Raw genomic sequence first — 17,488 nt, forward strand, 5'->3', positions numbered from 1 at the left:
AGCCGGGCCGGCCCTGACCTCAAGGGCGTCGGAGGCGGGGCCGGGTGTCCCAGGTCCGGGGCCGCGCCCATCCTCGCTGTCGCCACCAAGAAGTCCCCTGGGACGACGTGCCGTCCGAGTTGCTGTTCACCCGGCTCGCCCGGCGGTTCCAACTCCGTCCGATCGCTCTACGACCCGGTGCGCCACACGACGGCGCGACCTGCGCCGTCGACGTCCACAAGGCCTGCGCCAGCCGGCTCGACGGCGCAGCCGTCCGGCCCTGTGCGGTGCGGTCACCATCGACGAGATCGCGAAGGTCTGACTCGTGCCACGTACGTCCGCATCCGCGAGGCGATCAGGAGGGCACCGGGGGAGACGGCGTGACACCACGAGGGTGGAGTTCGGTTTCGTCCCGTCCGCCTGATGGACCTGGGGCCGGGGCGTCGCCCCGGACGTGGGAGGATCGGGGGTGGCGGACCGGGGCCGCGCACCCGGTGGCCGTCGCCGTACGCGAGGACGCGCGTACACCAAGGCAGCAGGCAGTACCAGGGCGCGAGCACTGAGGAGCACCGTTGAGCAGGTTGCGTTGGCTGACCGCGGGGGAGTCCCACGGTCCCGCACTTGTCGCGACGCTGGAGGGCCTTCCCGCCGGCGTGCCGATCACCACGGAGATGGTGGGGGACCACCTGGCCCGTCGCCGCCTGGGGTACGGACGCGGTGCGCGGATGAAGTTCGAGCGGGACGAGGTCACGTTCCTCGGTGGTGTGCGGCACGGGCTGACCATGGGCTCGCCGGTGGCGGTCATGGTCGGGAACACGGAGTGGCCGAAGTGGGAGCAGGTCATGGCGGCCGACCCGGTAGACCCGGAGATCCTGGCCGGGCTGGCCCGCAACGCGCCCCTGACCCGCCCCAGGCCCGGCCACGCCGACCTGGCGGGCATGCAGAAGTACGGCTTCGACGAGGCCCGGCCGGTCCTGGAGCGCGCCTCCGCCCGGGAGACCGCGGCCCGTGTCGCTCTCGGGGCCGTCGCCCGGTCGTACCTGAAGGAGACGGCCGGGATCGAGATCGTCAGCCACGTCGTCGAACTGGCCGCCGCGAAGGCCCCGCAGGGCGTGTACCCGACCCCGGCCGACGTCGAGAAGCTGGACGCGGACCCGGTGCGCTGTCTGGACGCGGACGCGTCGAAGGCGATGGTCGCGGAGATCGACCAGGCCCACAAGGACGGCGACACCCTCGGCGGTGTGGTGGAGGTGCTGGCGTACGGGGTGCCGGTGGGCCTGGGCTCGCATGTGCACTGGGACCGCAAGCTGGACGCCCGCCTCGCGGGTGCGCTGATGGGCATCCAGGCGATCAAGGGCGTGGAGATCGGTGACGGTTTCGAGCTGGCGCGGGTGCCGGGCTCCAAGGCGCACGACGAGATCGTGAACACGCCCGAGGGCATCCGACGGGTCTCCGGCCGCTCCGGTGGCACCGAGGGCGGTCTGACCACGGGTGAGCTGCTGCGGGTGCGGGCGGCGATGAAGCCGATCGCGACCGTGCCGCGCGCGCTGCAGACCGTGGACGTCACCACCGGCGAGGCCGCCCAGGCCCACCACCAGCGCTCCGACGTCTCCGCGGTGCCGGCTGCCGGCATCGTCGCCGAGGCGATGGTGGCCCTGGTGCTGGCGGACGCGGTGGCGGAGAAGTTCGGCGGCGACAGCGTCACCGAGACGGCCCGCAACGTCCGTTCCTACCTCGACCACCTCGCGATCCGGTGAGCCCGGTGCCTGTGGTCGTCCTCGTCGGCCCGATGGGCGTCGGCAAGTCCACCGTCGGACGGATGCTCGCCGAGCGGCTCGGCGTCGGCTACCGCGACACCGACGACGACATCGTGGCCGAGCAGGGCCGGGAGATCGCGGACATCTTCGTCGACGAGGGTGAGCCGGCCTTCCGCGCCATCGAGAAGCAGGCCGTGCGCACGGCACTGGCCGGACACGACGGTGTCCTGGCCCTCGGCGGGGGCGCGATCCTCGACGCCGACACCCGCACCCTGCTCACCGGAGAGCGCGTCGTCTACCTCTCGATGGACGTCGAGGAGGCGGTCAGGCGCACCGGACTGAACGTCGCCCGCCCGCTGCTCGCCGTCAATCCGCGCAAGCAGTGGCGGGAGCTGATGGAGGCCCGGCGCAGCCTGTACGAGGAGGTCGCCACGGCCGTCGTGGCGACCGACGGCCGTACGCCCGAGGAAGTCACCCGAGCAGCCCTGGACGCACTGGAGTTGAAGGAAGCGTGAGCGAGACAGTCACCCGTATCCAGGTCGGCGGCACGGCGGGTACCGAACCGTACGAGGTCCTGGTCGGACGTCAACTCCTCGGCGAGCTGGGTGGGTTGGTCGGCGACCGGGTCCGGCGGGTCGCGGTGATCCACCCCGAGGCGCTGGACGACACCGGTGAGGCGCTGCGAGCCGACCTCGCCGAGCAGGGCTTCGAGGCCGTCGCCATCCAGGTGCCCAACGCGGAGGAGGCCAAGACCGCCGAGGTCGCCGCCTACTGCTGGAAGGCGCTGGGCCAGTCCGGGTTCACCCGCACCGACGTCATCGTCGGTGTCGGCGGCGGCGCCACCACGGACCTCGCCGGGTTCGTGGCGGCGACCTGGCTGCGCGGGGTCCGCTGGATCGCCGTCCCCACCACCGTCCTCGCCATGGTCGACGCGGCCGTCGGCGGCAAGACCGGCATCAACACCGCCGAGGGCAAGAACCTGGTGGGCTCCTTCCACCCGCCGGCCGGGGTGCTGTGCGACCTGGCCGCGCTGGACTCGCTGCCGGTCAACGACTACGTCTCCGGACTCGCCGAGATCATCAAGGCCGGTTTCATCGCCGACCCGGTGATCCTTGACCTGATCGAGGCCGACCCGCAGGCCGCCCGCACACCTGCCGGCCCTCACACCTCCGAGCTGATCGAGCGTTCGATCCGGGTCAAGGCCGAGGTCGTCTCCGGTGACCTGAAGGAGTCCGGGCGCCGCGAGATCCTCAACTACGGGCACACCCTCGCCCACGCGATCGAGAAGAACGAGCGCTACAAGTGGCGTCATGGCGCGGCCGTGTCCGTCGGCATGCACTTCGCCGCCGAACTGGGCCGCCTGGCGGGCCGGTTGGACGACGCGACCGCCGACCGTCACCGCACGGTGCTCGAATCCGTCGGACTGCCGCTGCACTACCGCCACGACCAGTGGCCCAAGCTGCTGGAGACGATGAAGGTCGACAAGAAGTCCCGGGGCGACCTGCTCCGCTTCATCGTCCTGGACGGCCTGGCCAAGCCCACCGTCCTGGAGGGACCCGACCCGGCGGTACTCCTCGCCGCCTACGGCGAAGTGGGCCAGTAGCGCCCGCTCGGGCACCTCTTGCCCGGTTCGCCTTGTGTCCATGGCCACTTGGGCACTTCGGGCTGCCCCCGGCCGTTCACCAAACGGCGGACGGGGGCGGTACCGTTCGGTGAGGGCGGGGTCGGAAGGCCCCGCCTGTCAGTGTCGATGTGACTGTACGAGACGGAGTGGCACCGGATGCAGCACGCAGTGGGAGCTCCGCTGCCGCCGCCCCATCGGCCGGGGCAGGACCAGGCGGCCCCGTGGTCGCCGACCGCGAACCACCAGGGACACCCGGCCCCCCGTCACCCCCCGGGACCGCCGGGAGGGAACCACCCCGTACCCCCGGGCACGCCCGTGCCGCCGAACCCGCCCGCGGCCCCGCCCGCACCGGCCGCGCCCCCCGGATCGGCGCCTCCGTCCGCCCCGTCCGCACCGTCCGCCCCGTCCGCGCCGGGTTTCGTCGGCGGTCCCGGGTATCCGCACGCCTCGGTTCCACAGCAGCCCGGCGTACCGAGGGACGCGACCGGACATGTGCCCCTGCCACCGGGCGGCCCCGTCACCATGCCGAGCCCGCCGCCCGCCACGGGCGCGCCGGACGTCACGACCACCACGCTCGCGGTCCTGCTCATCGGGCCCGCCGGAGCCGGCAAGACCAGCGTCGCCAAGTACTGGGCGGATCACCGCCGGGTGCCCACCGCGCACATCAGCCTGGACGACGTACGCGAATGGGTGCGCTCCGGCTTCGCGGACCCGCAGTCCGGCTGGAACGACAACTCCGAGGCGCAGTATCGCCTCGCCCGCCGCACCTGCGGCTTCGCCGCCCGGAACTTCCTGGCCAACGGCATCTCCTGCATCCTCGACGACGCCGTCTTCCCGGACCGCCCGGTCGTCGGCCTCGGCGGCTGGAAGCGGCACGTCGGCCCCGGCCTGCTGCCGGTCGTCCTCCTGCCGGGCCTGGAGATTGTCCTGGAACGCAACGCCGAGCGCTCGGGCAACCGCCGCCTCACCGACGAGGAGGTGGCCCGCATCCACGGCCGAATGGCGGGCTGGTACGGCTCGGGACTGCCGATCATCGACAACTCCCAGCTCGACGTACCGGCCACGGCCCGAGTGCTGGACGAGGTCCTGGCACGGTCGATCGCCAGTCCGCCGAAGTGGTAGTGGCGTGGGACAGCAGCCGTCCCTGGTGAACGCGGTCCACTGAGCCGACCTGAAAGGGGCGCGGGGGACAGGCCGGCCAGCCCCACCCACCCGCAGACGCCAGACAACCTCCACCGGCACCCCTCGCCCCCGCCGGGGCCGCCCCGTTACCTTTTTCGTGGCCCCGCAATGGGGCGCCTGGCCCCCGGGCCCGGTATGGCTGTGTGCCCCCTGTCGTGCGGATGACCTGGGGGGTGTTGCCGCCGGGCTTCGGGGCACCGCTTGACCGCTGATGAGGGGCCTGACGACCGCCTGGTCCGGCGCAATGCCGGGCCGCTTCACGGGCGGCATGTCTGCGTAACGTGGTTGCCGGCGTGTGGTGCCGCAGGGACGGCCGGGAGTCTGAGGAGACGAGTGGCGAGGGGCACGTGCACATGGTCGACACGACCGCGATAGATCTCTTCCTCGGCCTGGACCTGGGCAAGGAGTTCCACCATGCCCACGGCCGGACGGGGGACGGCAGAACCGTGCACGACAAGCGGCTGCCCAACACCGAGCCGAAACTGCTGGAGCTGTTCACCAGGCTGGTGGCGAAGTTCGGCACTGTCCTGGTGATCGTGGACCAGGTCGCCAACATCGGTGCGCTGCCGCTGACGGTGGCCCGCGCGGCGGGCTGCCGGGTGGCCTACCTGCCCGGCTTGTCGATGCGGCGGGCCGCCGATCTGCACCCGGGCGAGGCCAAGACCGACGCCCGCGACGCTTACGTGATCGCTGAGACCGCCCGCACCATGCCGCACACCCTGCGGGCGGTGGACCGCGACGACGAGGTGCTGGCCGAGCTGACCATGCTCACCGGCTACGACAACGACCTGGCCGGCGAGGTCAACCGCACCACCAACCGGCTGCGCGGCCTGCTCTCCCAGATCCACCCCTCCCTCGAACGTGTCCTCGGCCCCCGCCTGGCCTACCCCTACATCCAGGCCCTCCTTCAGCGACACGGCTCCCCGGCGAGACTGAGGAAACTGGGCCGGGCCCGCTGCGAGGCCCTGCTCAAGGTGCACGGTTCGCGCAAGGCCCACCACCTGACCGCAGAGATCTTCGACGCACTCGCCGAGCAGACCCTGGTCGTTCCGGGCACCGAGGCATCCGCGCTGATCGTGCCGGGACTCGCCGCCCAGCTCGCCGCCGCCCACAGCCAGCGCCGCCAGGCCGAGCAGGAGATCGCCGCCCTGCTGGAGGCCCTCCCTCTTTTCCACCTCCTGACCTCCCTGCCCGGCCTGGGCGTCAGGACCACAGCGGCCGTGATCGTCGCGATCGGTGACGGCACCGGCTTCCCCACCGCCGGGCACCTCGCCTCCTACGCCGGGCTCGCGCCCGCCACGAAGTCCTCGGGCACCTCCATCCGCGGCGAGCACGCACCCCAACGCGGCAACCGGCTCCTCAAACGCGCCCTGTTCCAGGCCGCGTTCGCCGCGATCGGCTGCAAAGCCGACCCGTCCTCCCGGATCTACTACGACCGTCAACGCGCACGCGGCAAGACCCACACCCAGGCGATCCTCCGCCTGGCCCGCCAGCGCGTGAACGTCATCCACGCGATGATCCGCACCGGGGCCCTCTACGAAACACGCACCCCGGGCAACGTCGACCTTGCCGCCTGACGACTCCACCGCCCCTGCCCTCCAGGCCCCATCACGCCCGCGCACCGGCACGGCCACCGGGCTGCCGGCCACCGGGCTGCCCATCAGCCACCCGATCCGCCGGGAACATCCCGCTTCGCGGGACGTTCCCGAAAACCAGGATCACCCCCTACAAGCCGACCCCACCGGGGTTGACGAAACAGATAGGGGCCCCCCCACTCGGCCTCACTCAACCGGCGCCTGACCTGCGGAGCTCATACGCTCGAACCATGTCAGAGGTGTATGCGGCCCGCCGGGCCCGGCTGAGGGCCCACTGCAGCGCGAGCGGCAGCGCCACCGCGCTCGTGACCCGCCCGGCCAACGTCCGCTATCTCGCGGGTGCGGCCCCCCACGGTGCCGTCCTGCTGCTGGGCAAGAGCGAGGACGTGCTCTTCTGCGGCGCACCCCCGAGCGGCGAGGTGGGCGAGGGCCGGCCAGACGAGGCTGTACGCGTCCAGGTGCTGCCGCGCCCCGGTGGTGACCCGGCGGTCGCGGCGGCCGACCTGGCCACGGCCCTGGGCATCGAGTCCCTCGCCGTCGAGGACCACCACCTCACCATGGCCCGGCACCGGGCGATCCGCTCGGTCGCGCCCAGGCTGCGGCTCGCCGATCTCGGCTGCGCGGTCGAGCAGCTGAGAGTGATCAAGGACGAGGAGGAGATCTCCTGTCTGCGGATCGGCGCGGAGATCGCCGACCAGGCCCTGGGCGAGCTGCTCGAATCCATCCTCGTCGGCCGGACCGAGCGCCATCTCGCCCTGGAACTGGAGCGCCGCCTCGTCGACCACGGCGCCGACGGCCCCGCCTTCGCCACCTCCGTCGCCACCGGCCCCCACTCCGGCCGCCCCCGCCACCTTCCCACCGACCGCCGGGTCGAGGAGGGCGACTTCCTCTCCGTGTGCCTCGGCGCCACCTACCGCGGCTACCGCTGCGAAATCGGCCGTACGTTCGTCATCGGCACCTCGCCCGCCGACTGGCAGATCGAGCTGTACGACGTGGTCTTCGCAGCCCAGCGCGCCGGACGGGAGGCGCTGGCACCCGGCGCGGCCTACCGTGCCGTGGACCGGGCGGCCCGCCAGGTGCTGGACTCCGCGGGGTACGGTGAGGGCCTGCCGGTGATGATGGGGCACGGGGTCGGACTCGAAATCGACGAGGACCCGCAGTTGGCCCCCGCGGCCATGGGTAAACTGGACGCTTGTGTGCCGGTCACCGTCGAACCGGGGGTCCACCTCCCGGGCCGGGGCGGTGTCCGGATCGATGACACGCTCGTCGTACGCCCCGAGGCGGACGGCGGACCCGAGCTACTCACCATCACGACCAAGGAGCTGCTCGCGCTCTAGCTCATCAGCTGTGCGCGTGGCCCGGGGTCGTCCACGTCAGTCCAGGAGATTCCGCAACCGTGGCTTCCACGAACGACCTCAAGAACGGCCTGGTACTCAAGCTCGAAGGCGGCCAGCTCTGGTCCGTCGTCGAGTTCCAGCACGTCAAGCCCGGCAAGGGCCCGGCCTTCGTGCGCACCAAGCTCAAGAACGTGCTCTCCGGCAAGGTCGTCGACAAGACGTTCAACGCCGGTGTCAAGGTCGAGACGGCCACTGTCGACAAGCGCGACATGCAGTTCTCCTACATGGACGGCGAGTACTTCGTCTTCATGGACATGGAGACCTACGACCAGCTGATGGTCGACCGCAAGGCCGTCGGCGACGCCGCCAACTTCCTGATCGAGGGCTTCACGGCCACCGTCGCGCAGCACGAGGGCGAGGTGCTCTTCGTCGAGCTGCCGGCCGCCGTCGAGCTCGTCATCCAGGAGACCGAGCCGGGCGTCCAGGGCGACCGCTCCACCGGTGGCACCAAGCCCGCCACCCTGGAGACCGGCCACCAGATCCAGGTGCCGCTCTTCATCACCACCGGCGAGAAGATCAAGGTCGACACCCGCACGAGCGACTACCTCGGCCGGGTGAACAGCTAACCGTGGCTGCCCGTAACACGGCCCGCAAGCGTGCCTTCCAGATCCTCTTCGAGGGTGACCAGCGCGGAGTCGACGTCCTGACCGTCCTCGCGGACTGGGTCCGGCACTCCCGGTCCGACACCCGGCAGCCGCCGGTCAGCGAGTACACGATGCAGCTGGTCGAGGGGTACGCGGAGCACGCCAGACGGATCGACGAGCTGATCGCGCAGTACTCCGTGGGCTGGACCCTCGACCGGATGCCGGTCGTGGACCGCAACATCCTGCGGCTCGGTGCGCACGAGCTGATCTGGGTCGACGAGACTCCGGACGCGGTGGTGCTGGACGAGATGGTGCAGTTGGCCAAGGAGTTCTCCACAGACGACTCGCCGTCGTTCGTGAACGGTCTGCTCGGCCGCCTGAAGGACCTCAAGCCTTCGCTTCGCAGGGAAGCCGAGTAGGGACGAGCAGGAAGCGCCGTAGGGGGCTGTAGAAGGTGGTGCTGTGCGATGCCGACCGAGGGTGGTCCGGGGTTGTTCACGCAGTTCCCCGCGCCCCTGAGAAGCAAAAGAAGAAAGCCGTCGGGGTGACCGGAACCATGTGTGGTTCCGGTCACCCCGGCGGCACGTTTCTGCTGAGCCCCGCCCGGGGGTCAGTTCTCCTCGTGGGAGACCGCGCGGCGCGCGTCGGCGTCGAGGACGCCCCAGCTGATCAGCTGCTCGGTGAGAACCGAGGGGGACTGGTCGTAGATGACGGCGAGGGTGCGCAGGTCGTCCTGGCGGATCGAGAGCACCTTGCCGTTGTAGTCACCGCGCTGGGACTGGATCGTCGCCGCGTAACGCTGCAGAGGGCCCGCCTTCTCCGCCGGCACGTGGGCCAGGCGCTCAAGATCGAGTACCAGCTTCGGCGGCGGCTCGGCGGCGCCACCAGGGGTCGTACCAGGAAGCAGCTCCTGCACGGGGACCCCGTAGAAATCCGCCAGCTCCGCGAGGCGCTGCACGGTGACGGCGCGGTCGCCGCGTTCGTACGAACCGACCACGACCGCCTTCCAGCGTCCCTGGGACTTCTCCTCGACACCGTGGAGGGAGAGGCCCTGCTGGGTGCGGATGGCCCGGAGCTTGGCCCCGAGCTGTTTGGCGTATTCGCTGGACATATGGCTCCCCGGACGAAGGCTGGTGACTCACTGTGAGGTTACGCAGCGTGACTCTGCCCCGTCAAGCCGAATGGTCCGGACCGGCTCTTCCGCGGTAGCCGTGATCGGTTGCGCCAAGGGGGTGATCAGGGGCGTTGTCCGGGCCTGCTAGTCTTGACGGCGCAATTCCGACGTCCTTTAAGGTCCGTCCCGTGAGGCGGAGAAGGAGGTCCGTTTCATATGGACACGCAGGACAATCCGCAACAGGATCCGCAGCCCAACGACGCGCGCGCCGTGCTAGAGGGCCCCGACATCGCGCGGATGTTGACCCGTATCGCGCACGAGATCATCGAACGCGCCAAGGGCGCCGACGACGTGGTGCTCCTCGGCATCCCGACCCGGGGTGTGTATCTCGCCCAGCGGCTCGCCGCCAAGCTGGCGGAGATCACCGACCGCAAGATCCCGGTCGGCTCGCTCGACATCACCATGTACCGCGACGACCTGCGCATGCACCCGCCGCGTGCGCTGGCCCGCACCGAGATCCCCGGTGAAGGCGTCGACGGCCGCCTGGTCGTCCTCGTCGACGACGTGCTCTTCTCCGGCCGGACGATCCGTGCGGCGCTCGACGCGCTGAACGACATCGGCCGCCCGCGCGCCGTCCAGCTCGCCGTCCTCGTCGACCGAGGCCACCGCGAACTGCCCATCCGCGCCGACTACGTCGGCAAGAACCTCCCCACGTCGTTGCGGGAGACGGTCAAGGTCCAGCTCGCCGAGGAGGACGGTCGCGACACCGTGCTGCTCGGTGCGAAGCGGACCGCCCAGCAGTAGCACCCGCGTGCGGGCGGCCCTTCGCCGTACGCCGCCCCGCGGTGCCCCTGACTGCCCGGAATCTCCCGAACTGCTTTACGGAGCCTGACAGATGCAGCGTCATCTCATCTCGGCCGCCGACCTCACCCGCGACGACGCCGTCCTGATCCTCGACACCGCCGAGGAGATGGCCCGGGTCGCCGACCGGCCGATCAAGAAACTACCGACCCTGCGCGGCCGTACCGTCGTCAACCTCTTCTTCGAGGACTCCACCCGCACCCGGATCTCTTTCGAGGCCGCCGAGAAACGCCTCTCCGCCGACGTCATCAACTTCTCCGCCAAGGGGTCGTCGGTGTCGAAGGGCGAGTCCCTCAAGGACACCGCCCAGACCCTCGAAGCCATGGGCGTCGACGCCGTCGTCATCCGGCACGGCGCCTCCGGAGCCCCGTACCGCCTGGCCACCTCCGGATGGATCGACGCCGCCGTCATCAACGCCGGCGACGGCACCCACCAGCACCCCACCCAGGCCCTGCTCGACGCCTTCACCATGCGCCGCCGCCTCGTCGGCCGGGACGCCGGGCTCGGCCAGGACCTGTCCGGCAAGCGCATCACGATCGTCGGGGACGTCCTGCACAGCCGCGTGGCCCGCTCCAACGTCGACCTGCTGCACACCCTCGGCGCCGAGGTCACCCTCGTCGCCCCGCCCACCCTCGTCCCGGTCGGCGTCGGCACCTGGCCCTGCGAGATCTCGTACGACCTCGACAGCACGCTCGCCAAGTCCGACGCTGTGATGATGCTGCGCGTGCAGCGCGAGCGGATGAACGCCGCGTTCTTCCCGACCGAGCGCGAGTACTCGCGGCGTTACGGCCTCGACGGCGACCGCATGGCGCGGATGCCCGAGCACGCCATCGTGATGCACCCCGGCCCGATGGTCCGCGGCATGGAGATCACGGCCGAGGTCGCCGACTCCGACCGCTGCACCGTCGTCGAGCAGGTCGCCAACGGCGTCTCCACCCGCATGGCCGTGCTCTACCTGCTTCTGGGCGGCAACGAGCCCGCTGTTGCCCACACCCGCACCACCGAGGAGAAGTAAGACGATGAGCAAGACCCTGATCCGTGGTGCCAAGGTGCTGGGCGGCGAACCGCAGGACGTCCTGATCGACGGCGGGACCATCGCCGCCACCGCCCGGCAGGGCGAAATCGACTGGAGCGGTCTCGGTCTGTCCGACGAGGGCGCCGAGGTCGTCGAAGCCGCCGGCAAGGTGCTCCTGCCGGGGCTCGTCGACCTGCACACCCATCTGCGGGAGCCCGGCCGCGAGGACTCCGAGACCGTACTGACCGGCACGCGCGCGGCGGCCTCCGGCGGCTACACGGCCGTCTTCGCCATGGCCAACACCTTCCCCGTCGCCGACTCCGCCGGCGTGGTCGAACAGGTCTACCGGCTCGGCCGGGAGCACGGCTACTGCGACGTCCAGCCCGTCGGGGCCGTCACCGTCGGCCTGGAGGGCAGGAAGCTCGCCGAGCTGGGCGCCATGCACGAGTCGGCCGCCGGGGTCACCGTCTTCTCGGACGACGGCAAGTGCGTGGACGACGCGGTGATCATGCGCCGGGCCCTGGAGTACGTGAAGGCCTTCGGCGGGGTGGTCGCCCAGCACGCCCAGGAGCCCCGGCTGACCGAGGGCGCCCAGATGAACGAGGGCGTCGTCTCGGCCCAGCTGGGCCTCGGCGGCTGGCCCGCGGTGGCGGAGGAATCGATCATCGCCCGGGATGTCCTGCTCGCCGAGCACGTGGGCTCCCGCGTCCACATCTGCCACCTGTCGACCGCCGGGTCCGTCGAGATCGTCCGCTGGGCCAAGTCCCGGGGCATCGACGTCACCGCCGAGGTCACCCCGCACCACCTCCTCCTCACCGACGAGCTGGTGCGGACGTACAACCCGGTCTACAAGGTCAATCCGCCGCTGCGCACCGAGCGCGACGTGCTGGCCCTGCGCCAGGCCCTCGCGGACGGCACGATCGACATCGTCGCCACCGACCACGCCCCGCACCCGCACGAGGACAAGGACTGCGAGTGGGCCGCCGCAGCCATGGGCATGGTCGGCCTGGAGACCGCCTTGTCCGTGGTCCAGGAGACGATGGTCGCCACCGGGCTGCTCGACTGGGCGGGCGTCGCGGACCGCATGTCCGTCAAACCGGCCAAGATCGGCCGGGCGGCCGGGCATGGACGTCCCGTCTCGGCAGGTGAGCCCGCCAACCTCACCCTCGTCGACACGGCATACCGTGGGTCGGTGGATCCCGCGGGCTTCGCCTCGCGCAGCCGCAACACCCCCTACGAGGGCCGCGAGCTGCCGGGCCGTGTCACGCACACGTGGCTGCGGGGCAAGGCCACGCTCGTCGACGGGAAGCTCACGTGACACCTGTAATTCTGCTGGCCGCGGAGAAGGAATCGGCCGAGGTCACCGACTGGGCCGCACGCATCGGCTGGGTCGTCGGACTCGCCCTCTTCGTCGCGCTCGTCTACTGGCTGATGCGCGAGGGCTGGAAGTGGCGCGGCACGCTCCAGAGCGACCTGCCCGCCCTGTACAGCGCGCCGGACGAGCCCGGTGAGGCGAAACTGAGCATGAGCGGCCGCTACCACGGCTCCACCACCGCCGGACAGTGGCTCGACCGCATCGTGGCGCACGGCCTGGGCACCCGTAGTCGCGTCGAGCTGACGCTGACGGACACGGGCCTGGACGTCGTACGCCCGGGAGCGACGGACTTCTTCGTCCCCGTCGAGGCCCTGCGTGAGGCCCGACTGGAGAAGGGCATCGCCGGCAAGGTCCTCACCGAGGGCGGGCTGCTGGTCGTCACCTGGGAGCACGGCGGCAAGCCGCTCGACTCCGGGTTCCGCTCCGACCGCGCGGCCGAGCACAACGAGTGGGTCGAGACCCTGAACCAGATGATCGACAAGACGGAAACGGAAGGCGCACGATGACGACCTCCACCCGGGGAGCCACCAGGGTTCCCGCCGTACTCGTCCTGGAGGACGGCCGGATCTTCCGCGGCCGTGCCTACGGGGCCGTGGGGGCGACCTTCGGCGAGGCCGTGTTCTCCACCGGCATGACCGGCTACCAGGAGACCCTCACCGACCCGTCGTACCACCGCCAGGTCGTCGTCATGACCGCCCCGCACGTCGGTAACACGGGCGTCAACGACGAGGACCCCGAGTCCAAGAAGATCTGGGTCTCGGGCTACGTCGTCCGCGACCCCGCGCGGGTGCCCTCCAACTGGCGCTCCCGGCGCTCGCTGGACGAGGAACTGGCCCGGCATGGCGTCGTCGGCATCAGCGGCATCGACACCCGGGCCCTCACCCGCCATCTGCGCGAGCGCGGCGCCATGCGCGTCGGCATCTTCTCCGGCAACGCGCTGCCCGACGAGGGCACCATGCTCACCGAGGTCCGCCAGGCCCCCGAGATGAAGGGCGCGAACCTCTCCGCGGAGGTCGCCACCAGGGAGACGTACGTCGTCCCGGCGATCGGCACGAGGAAGTTCACCGTCGCCGCCGTCGACCTCGGCATCAAGGGCATGACCCCGCACCGCATGGCCGAGCGCGGCATCGAGGTGCACGTGCTCCCGGCCACGGCGACGGTCGAGGACATCTACGCCGTGAACCCCGACGGCGTGTTCTTCTCCAACGGCCCGGGAGACCCGGCCACCGCCGACCACCCCGTCGCCCTCATGCAGGCGGTTCTGGAGCGCGGCACCCCGCTCTTCGGCATCTGCTTCGGCAACCAGATCCTGGGCCGCGCCCTCGGCTTCGGCACCTACAAGCTGAAGTACGGCCACCGGGGCATCAACCAGCCGGTGCAGGACCGTACGACCGGCAAGGTCGAGGTCACCGCGCACAACCACGGCTTCGCCGTGGACGCCCCGCTCGACAAGGTCTCCGAGACCCCCTACGGCCGCGCCGAGGTCTCCCACGTCTGCCTCAACGACAACGTGGTGGAGGGGCTCCAACTCCTCGACCGGCCGGCCTTCAGCGTCCAGTACCACCCCGAAGCGGCCGCGGGCCCGCACGACGCCGCCTACCTGTTCGACCGCTTCACGTCTTTGATGAACACAGTCCTGATGGAGGGCCAGCGTGCCTAAGCGCACCGATATCCAGTCCGTCCTGGTCATCGGCTCCGGCCCGATCGTCATCGGCCAGGCCGCCGAGTTCGACTACTCCGGCACCCAGGCGTGCCGCATCCTGCGCGCCGAGGGCCTGCGGGTCATCCTCGTGAACTCCAACCCGGCGACGATCATGACCGACCCGGAGATCGCCGACGCCACCTACGTCGAGCCGATCACCCCGGAGTTCGTCGAGAAGATCATCGCCAAGGAGCGCCCGGACGCGCTCCTGCCGACTCTCGGCGGCCAGACGGCCCTCAACACGGCCATCTCGCTGCACGAGGCGGGGACCCTGGAGAAGTACGGCGTCGAGCTGATCGGCGCCAACGTCGAGGCCATCAACAAGGGCGAGGACCGCGACCTCTTCAAGGAGGTCGTCGAGGCCGTCCGCGCGAAGATCGGGCACGGCGAGTCCGCCCGGTCGGTGATCTGCCACTCCATGGACGACGTGCTGGGAGGTGTCGAGACGCTCGGCGGCTACCCGGTCGTCGTCCGTCCCTCCTTCACCATGGGCGGCGCCGGCTCCGGCTTCGCGCACGACGAGGAGGAGCTGCGCCGCATCGCGGGCCAGGGCCTCACGCTCTCCCCGACCACCGAGGTGCTCCTGGAGGAGTCCATCCTCGGCTGGAAGGAGTACGAGCTGGAGCTGATGCGCGACAAGAACGACAACGTCGTGGTCGTCTGCTCCATCGAGAACTTCGACCCCATGGGCGTCCACACCGGTGACTCGATCACGGTCGCGCCCGCGATGACCCTCACCGACCGCGAGTACCAGACCCTGCGCGACATCGGCATCGCCGTGATCCGCGAGGTCGGCGTCGACACCGGCGGCTGCAACATCCAGTTCGCGGTGAACCCCGTCGACGGCCGTGTCATCGTCATCGAGATGAACCCGCGGGTGTCGCGGTCCTCGGCCCTCGCCTCCAAGGCGACGGGCTTCCCGATCGCCAAGATCGCTGCGAAACTCGCCGTCGGCTACACGCTCGACGAGATCCCGAACGACATCACCGAGCAGACCCCGGCCTCCTTCGAGCCGACGCTCGACTACGTCGTCGTGAAGGCCCCGCGTTTCGCCTTCGAGAAGTTCCCCTCCGCCGACTCGTCCCTGACCACGACCATGAAGTCGGTCGGCGAGGCCATGGCGATCGGCCGCAACTTCACCGAGGCGCTGCAGAAGGCGCTGCGGTCGCTGGAGAAGAAGGGCAGCCAGTTCACGTTCGTCGGCGAGCCCGGTGAGAAGGATCTCCTTCTGTCGGAGGCGGTGCGGCCCACCGACGGCCGTATCAACACCGTCATGCAGGCCATCCGCGCGGGCGCCACGCCCGAGGAGGTCTTCGAGGCCTCGAAGATCGACCCCTGGTTCGTCGACCAGCTGTTCCTGATCAAGGAGATCGCGGACGACCTGGCTCAGGCCGACAAGCTTGATCCGGATCTTCTGGCGGAGGCCAAGCGGCACGGCTTCTCCGACCAGCAGATCGCCGAGATCCGCGGGCTGCGCGAGGACGTCGTGCGCGAGGTCCGGCACGCGCTGGGCGTGCGCCCGGTGTACAAGACGGTCGACACCTGCGCCGCCGAGTTCGCCGCGAAGACGCCGTACTTCTACTCGTCCTACGACGAGGAGACCGAGGTGGCGTCGCGGGAGAAGCCGGCCGTGATCATCCTCGGCTCCGGCCCGAACCGCATCGGCCAGGGCATCGAGTTCGACTACTCCTGCGTCCATGCCTCCTTCGCGCTCAGCGACGCGGGCTACGAGACCGTGATGGTCAACTGCAACCCCGAGACCGTCTCCACGGACTACGACACCTCCGACCGCCTGTACTTCGAGCCGCTGACGCTGGAAGACGTGCTGGAGATCGTCCACGCCGAGTCGCTGGCCGGCCCGATCGCGGGCGTCGTCGTCCAACTCGGCGGCCAGACCCCGCTGGGCCTGTCGCAGGCGCTCAAGGACAACGGCGTACCCGTGGTCGGCACCTCCCCGGAGGCCATCCACGCGGCCGAGGACCGCGGCGCCTTCGGACAGGTCCTCGCCGAGGCGGGCCTCCCGGCGCCGAAGCACGGCACGGCGACCACCTTCGCGGGCGCCAAGGCCATCGCCGACGAGATCGGCTACCCGGTACTCGTCCGCCCGTCGTACGTCCTCGGCGGGCGCGGCATGGAGATCGTGTACGACGAGGCGCGCCTGGAGTCGTACATCGCCGAGTCGACCGAGATCAGTCCCTCGCGGCCGGTGCTCGTCGACCGCTTCCTCGACGACGCGATCGAGATCGACGTCGACGCCCTGTACGACGGCCACGAGCTGTACCTCGGCGGTGTGATGGAGCACATCGAGGAGGCCGGCATCCACTCCGGCGACTCGGCGTGCGCGCTACCCCCCATCACCCTCGGCGGCTTCGACATCAAGCGCCTGCGGACCTCCACGGAGGCCATCGCCAAGGGCGTCGGGGTGCGCGGCCTGATCAACATCCAGTTCGCGATGGCCGGGGACATCCTCTACGTGCTCGAAGCCAACCCGCGCGCCTCGCGCACCGTCCCCTTCACCTCGAAGGCGACCGCGGTGCCGCTGGCCAAGGCCGCCGCCCGGATCTCGCTCGGCGCGACCATCGCCGAGCTGCGGGCGGAGGGGCTGCTCCCTGCGAAGGGTGACGGGGGTGAGCTGCCGCTCGACGCGCCGATCTCCGTAAAGGAGGCCGTCATGCCGTGGTCGCGCTTCCGCGACATCCACGGGCGCGGAGTCGACACGGTCCTCGGCCCGGAGATGCGCTCCACCGGCGAGGTCATGGGCATCGACTCGGTCTTCGGCACGGCATACGCCAAGTCGCAGGCCGGCGCGTACGGGCCGCTGCCCACCAAGGGCCGCGCGTTCATCTCGGTCGCCAACCGCGACAAGCGCTCGATGATCTTCCCGGCGCGTGAACTCGTCGCCCACGGCTTCGAACTGCTCGCCACGTCCGGCACGGCGGAGGTCCTCAAGCGCAACGGCATAAACGCCACCGTCGTCCGCAAGCAGTCCGAGGGCACCGGCCCGAACGGCGAGAAGACCATCGTCCAGCTCATCCACGACGGCGAGGTCGACCTCATCGTCAACACCCCGTACGGCACCGGCGGGCGCCTCGACGGCTACGACATCCGTACGGCCGCCGTGGCCCGGTCCGTGCCGTGTCTGACTACGGTCCAGGCGCTCGCCGCGGCCGTCCAGGGCATCGACGCGCTCAACCACGGCGACGTGGGGGTGCGCTCACTCCAGGAACACGCCGAACACCTGACCGCGGCCCGCGACTAGCAGCCCTGAGGGGGACACCGGAAACGGTGTCCCCCTCTTCGTGA

At 70.6% G+C, this 17,488-nt stretch carries 15 protein-coding genes; 14 read left to right on the top strand and 1 reads right to left on the bottom strand.

What is annotated here, in order from left to right:
* The first annotated feature begins 551 nt into the window (after positions 1–551).
* The 8 genes from aroC (at position 552) to nusB (ending at position 8,537) form a co-directional block, all read left to right on the top strand.
* Entirely contained in the window at positions 552–1,736 is a 1,185-nt protein-coding gene (gene aroC, locus WBG99_RS30170) for a chorismate synthase (RefSeq protein ID WP_338899325.1), read from the top strand.
* Entirely contained in the window at positions 1,733–2,251 is a 519-nt protein-coding gene (locus WBG99_RS30175) for a shikimate kinase (RefSeq protein ID WP_338899327.1), read from the top strand. The genes aroC and WBG99_RS30175 overlap by 4 nt, the downstream gene beginning before the upstream one ends.
* Positions 2,248–3,339 carry a 3-dehydroquinate synthase gene (aroB, locus tag WBG99_RS30180; RefSeq protein ID WP_338899328.1) on the top strand — a complete coding sequence of 364 codons (1,092 nt, stop codon included), beginning with the start codon at positions 2,248–2,250 and terminating at the stop codon, positions 3,337–3,339. The genes WBG99_RS30175 and aroB overlap by 4 nt, the downstream gene beginning before the upstream one ends.
* Positions 3,340–3,516: 177 nt before the next feature.
* The gene (locus tag WBG99_RS30185) at positions 3,517–4,482 is read left to right on the top strand and encodes a Pro-rich N-terminal domain-containing protein (RefSeq protein ID WP_338899329.1); all 966 of its coding nucleotides are present in this window, start codon (positions 3,517–3,519) and stop codon (positions 4,480–4,482) included.
* Positions 4,483–4,895: 413 nt separating this feature from the next.
* Entirely contained in the window at positions 4,896–6,119 is a 1,224-nt protein-coding gene (locus WBG99_RS30190) for an IS110 family transposase (RefSeq protein WP_338899330.1), read from the top strand.
* A gap of 248 nt (positions 6,120–6,367) precedes the next feature.
* Positions 6,368–7,474: an aminopeptidase P family protein gene (locus tag WBG99_RS30195; RefSeq protein ID WP_338899332.1), complete on the top strand. Its 1,107-nt coding sequence runs from the start codon at positions 6,368–6,370 to the stop codon at positions 7,472–7,474.
* 59 nt (positions 7,475–7,533) lie between these two features.
* Positions 7,534–8,100 (top strand): elongation factor P, encoded by a 567-nt coding sequence (gene efp / locus WBG99_RS30200; RefSeq protein WP_033532566.1) that lies wholly within the window; start codon positions 7,534–7,536, stop codon positions 8,098–8,100.
* Between the two features lie 2 nt (positions 8,101–8,102).
* Entirely contained in the window at positions 8,103–8,537 is a 435-nt protein-coding gene (gene nusB / locus WBG99_RS30205; protein WP_338899335.1) for a transcription antitermination factor NusB, read from the top strand.
* Between the two features lie 191 nt (positions 8,538–8,728).
* Here the strand turns inward: nusB and bldD are convergent, their stop codons facing one another.
* Entirely contained in the window at positions 8,729–9,229 is a 501-nt protein-coding gene (bldD, locus tag WBG99_RS30210; protein WP_019059743.1) for a transcriptional regulator BldD, read from the bottom strand.
* A gap of 219 nt (positions 9,230–9,448) precedes the next feature.
* Between bldD and pyrR the strand changes: the two genes are divergently transcribed.
* The 6 genes from pyrR (at position 9,449) to carB (ending at position 17,444) form a co-directional block, all read left to right on the top strand.
* Positions 9,449–10,036 (top strand): bifunctional pyr operon transcriptional regulator/uracil phosphoribosyltransferase PyrR, encoded by a 588-nt coding sequence (gene pyrR / locus WBG99_RS30215; protein WP_338899338.1) that lies wholly within the window; start codon positions 9,449–9,451, stop codon positions 10,034–10,036.
* Between the two features lie 91 nt (positions 10,037–10,127).
* On the top strand, positions 10,128–11,108 hold the full coding sequence (locus WBG99_RS30220; RefSeq protein WP_338899339.1) for an aspartate carbamoyltransferase catalytic subunit: 981 nt from the start codon (positions 10,128–10,130) through the stop codon (positions 11,106–11,108).
* Between the two features lie 4 nt (positions 11,109–11,112).
* Positions 11,113–12,426, top strand: coding sequence for a dihydroorotase (locus WBG99_RS30225; RefSeq protein WP_338899341.1), 1,314 nt, complete (start codon positions 11,113–11,115; stop codon positions 12,424–12,426).
* On the top strand, positions 12,423–12,989 hold the full coding sequence (locus WBG99_RS30230) for a hypothetical protein (protein WP_338899342.1): 567 nt from the start codon (positions 12,423–12,425) through the stop codon (positions 12,987–12,989). The genes WBG99_RS30225 and WBG99_RS30230 overlap by 4 nt, the downstream gene beginning before the upstream one ends.
* The gene (gene carA / locus WBG99_RS30235) at positions 12,986–14,143 is read left to right on the top strand and encodes a glutamine-hydrolyzing carbamoyl-phosphate synthase small subunit (protein ID WP_338899343.1); all 1,158 of its coding nucleotides are present in this window, start codon (positions 12,986–12,988) and stop codon (positions 14,141–14,143) included. Before WBG99_RS30230 ends, carA begins: the two co-directional genes overlap by 4 nt.
* On the top strand, positions 14,136–17,444 hold the full coding sequence (gene carB, locus WBG99_RS30240) for a carbamoyl-phosphate synthase large subunit (RefSeq protein WP_338899344.1): 3,309 nt from the start codon (positions 14,136–14,138) through the stop codon (positions 17,442–17,444). Before carA ends, carB begins: the two co-directional genes overlap by 8 nt.
* Positions 17,445–17,488 lie beyond the last annotated feature (44 nt).

Origin of the sequence: Streptomyces sp. TG1A-60 (assembly GCF_037201975.1) — a bacterium.
In the GTDB taxonomy this organism is placed as follows: domain Bacteria; phylum Actinomycetota; class Actinomycetes; order Streptomycetales; family Streptomycetaceae; genus Streptomyces.

What these genes read in the sequence shown, in the direction of transcription:
- bldD (WP_019059743.1), bottom strand. Translation starts at nt 9,229, where the DNA reads ATGTCCAGCGAATACGCCAAACAGCTCGGGGCCAAGCTCCGGGCCATC.
- carA (WP_338899343.1), top strand. Translation starts at nt 12,986, where the DNA reads ATGACGACCTCCACCCGGGGAGCCACCAGGGTTCCCGCCGTACTCGTC.
- WBG99_RS30185 (WP_338899329.1), top strand. Translation starts at nt 3,517, where the DNA reads ATGCAGCACGCAGTGGGAGCTCCGCTGCCGCCGCCCCATCGGCCGGGG.
- WBG99_RS30190 (WP_338899330.1), top strand. Translation starts at nt 4,896, where the DNA reads ATGGTCGACACGACCGCGATAGATCTCTTCCTCGGCCTGGACCTGGGC.
- WBG99_RS30220 (WP_338899339.1), top strand. Translation starts at nt 10,128, where the DNA reads ATGCAGCGTCATCTCATCTCGGCCGCCGACCTCACCCGCGACGACGCC.
- pyrR (WP_338899338.1), top strand. Translation starts at nt 9,449, where the DNA reads ATGGACACGCAGGACAATCCGCAACAGGATCCGCAGCCCAACGACGCG.
- WBG99_RS30225 (WP_338899341.1), top strand. Translation starts at nt 11,113, where the DNA reads ATGAGCAAGACCCTGATCCGTGGTGCCAAGGTGCTGGGCGGCGAACCG.
- WBG99_RS30195 (WP_338899332.1), top strand. Translation starts at nt 6,368, where the DNA reads ATGTCAGAGGTGTATGCGGCCCGCCGGGCCCGGCTGAGGGCCCACTGC.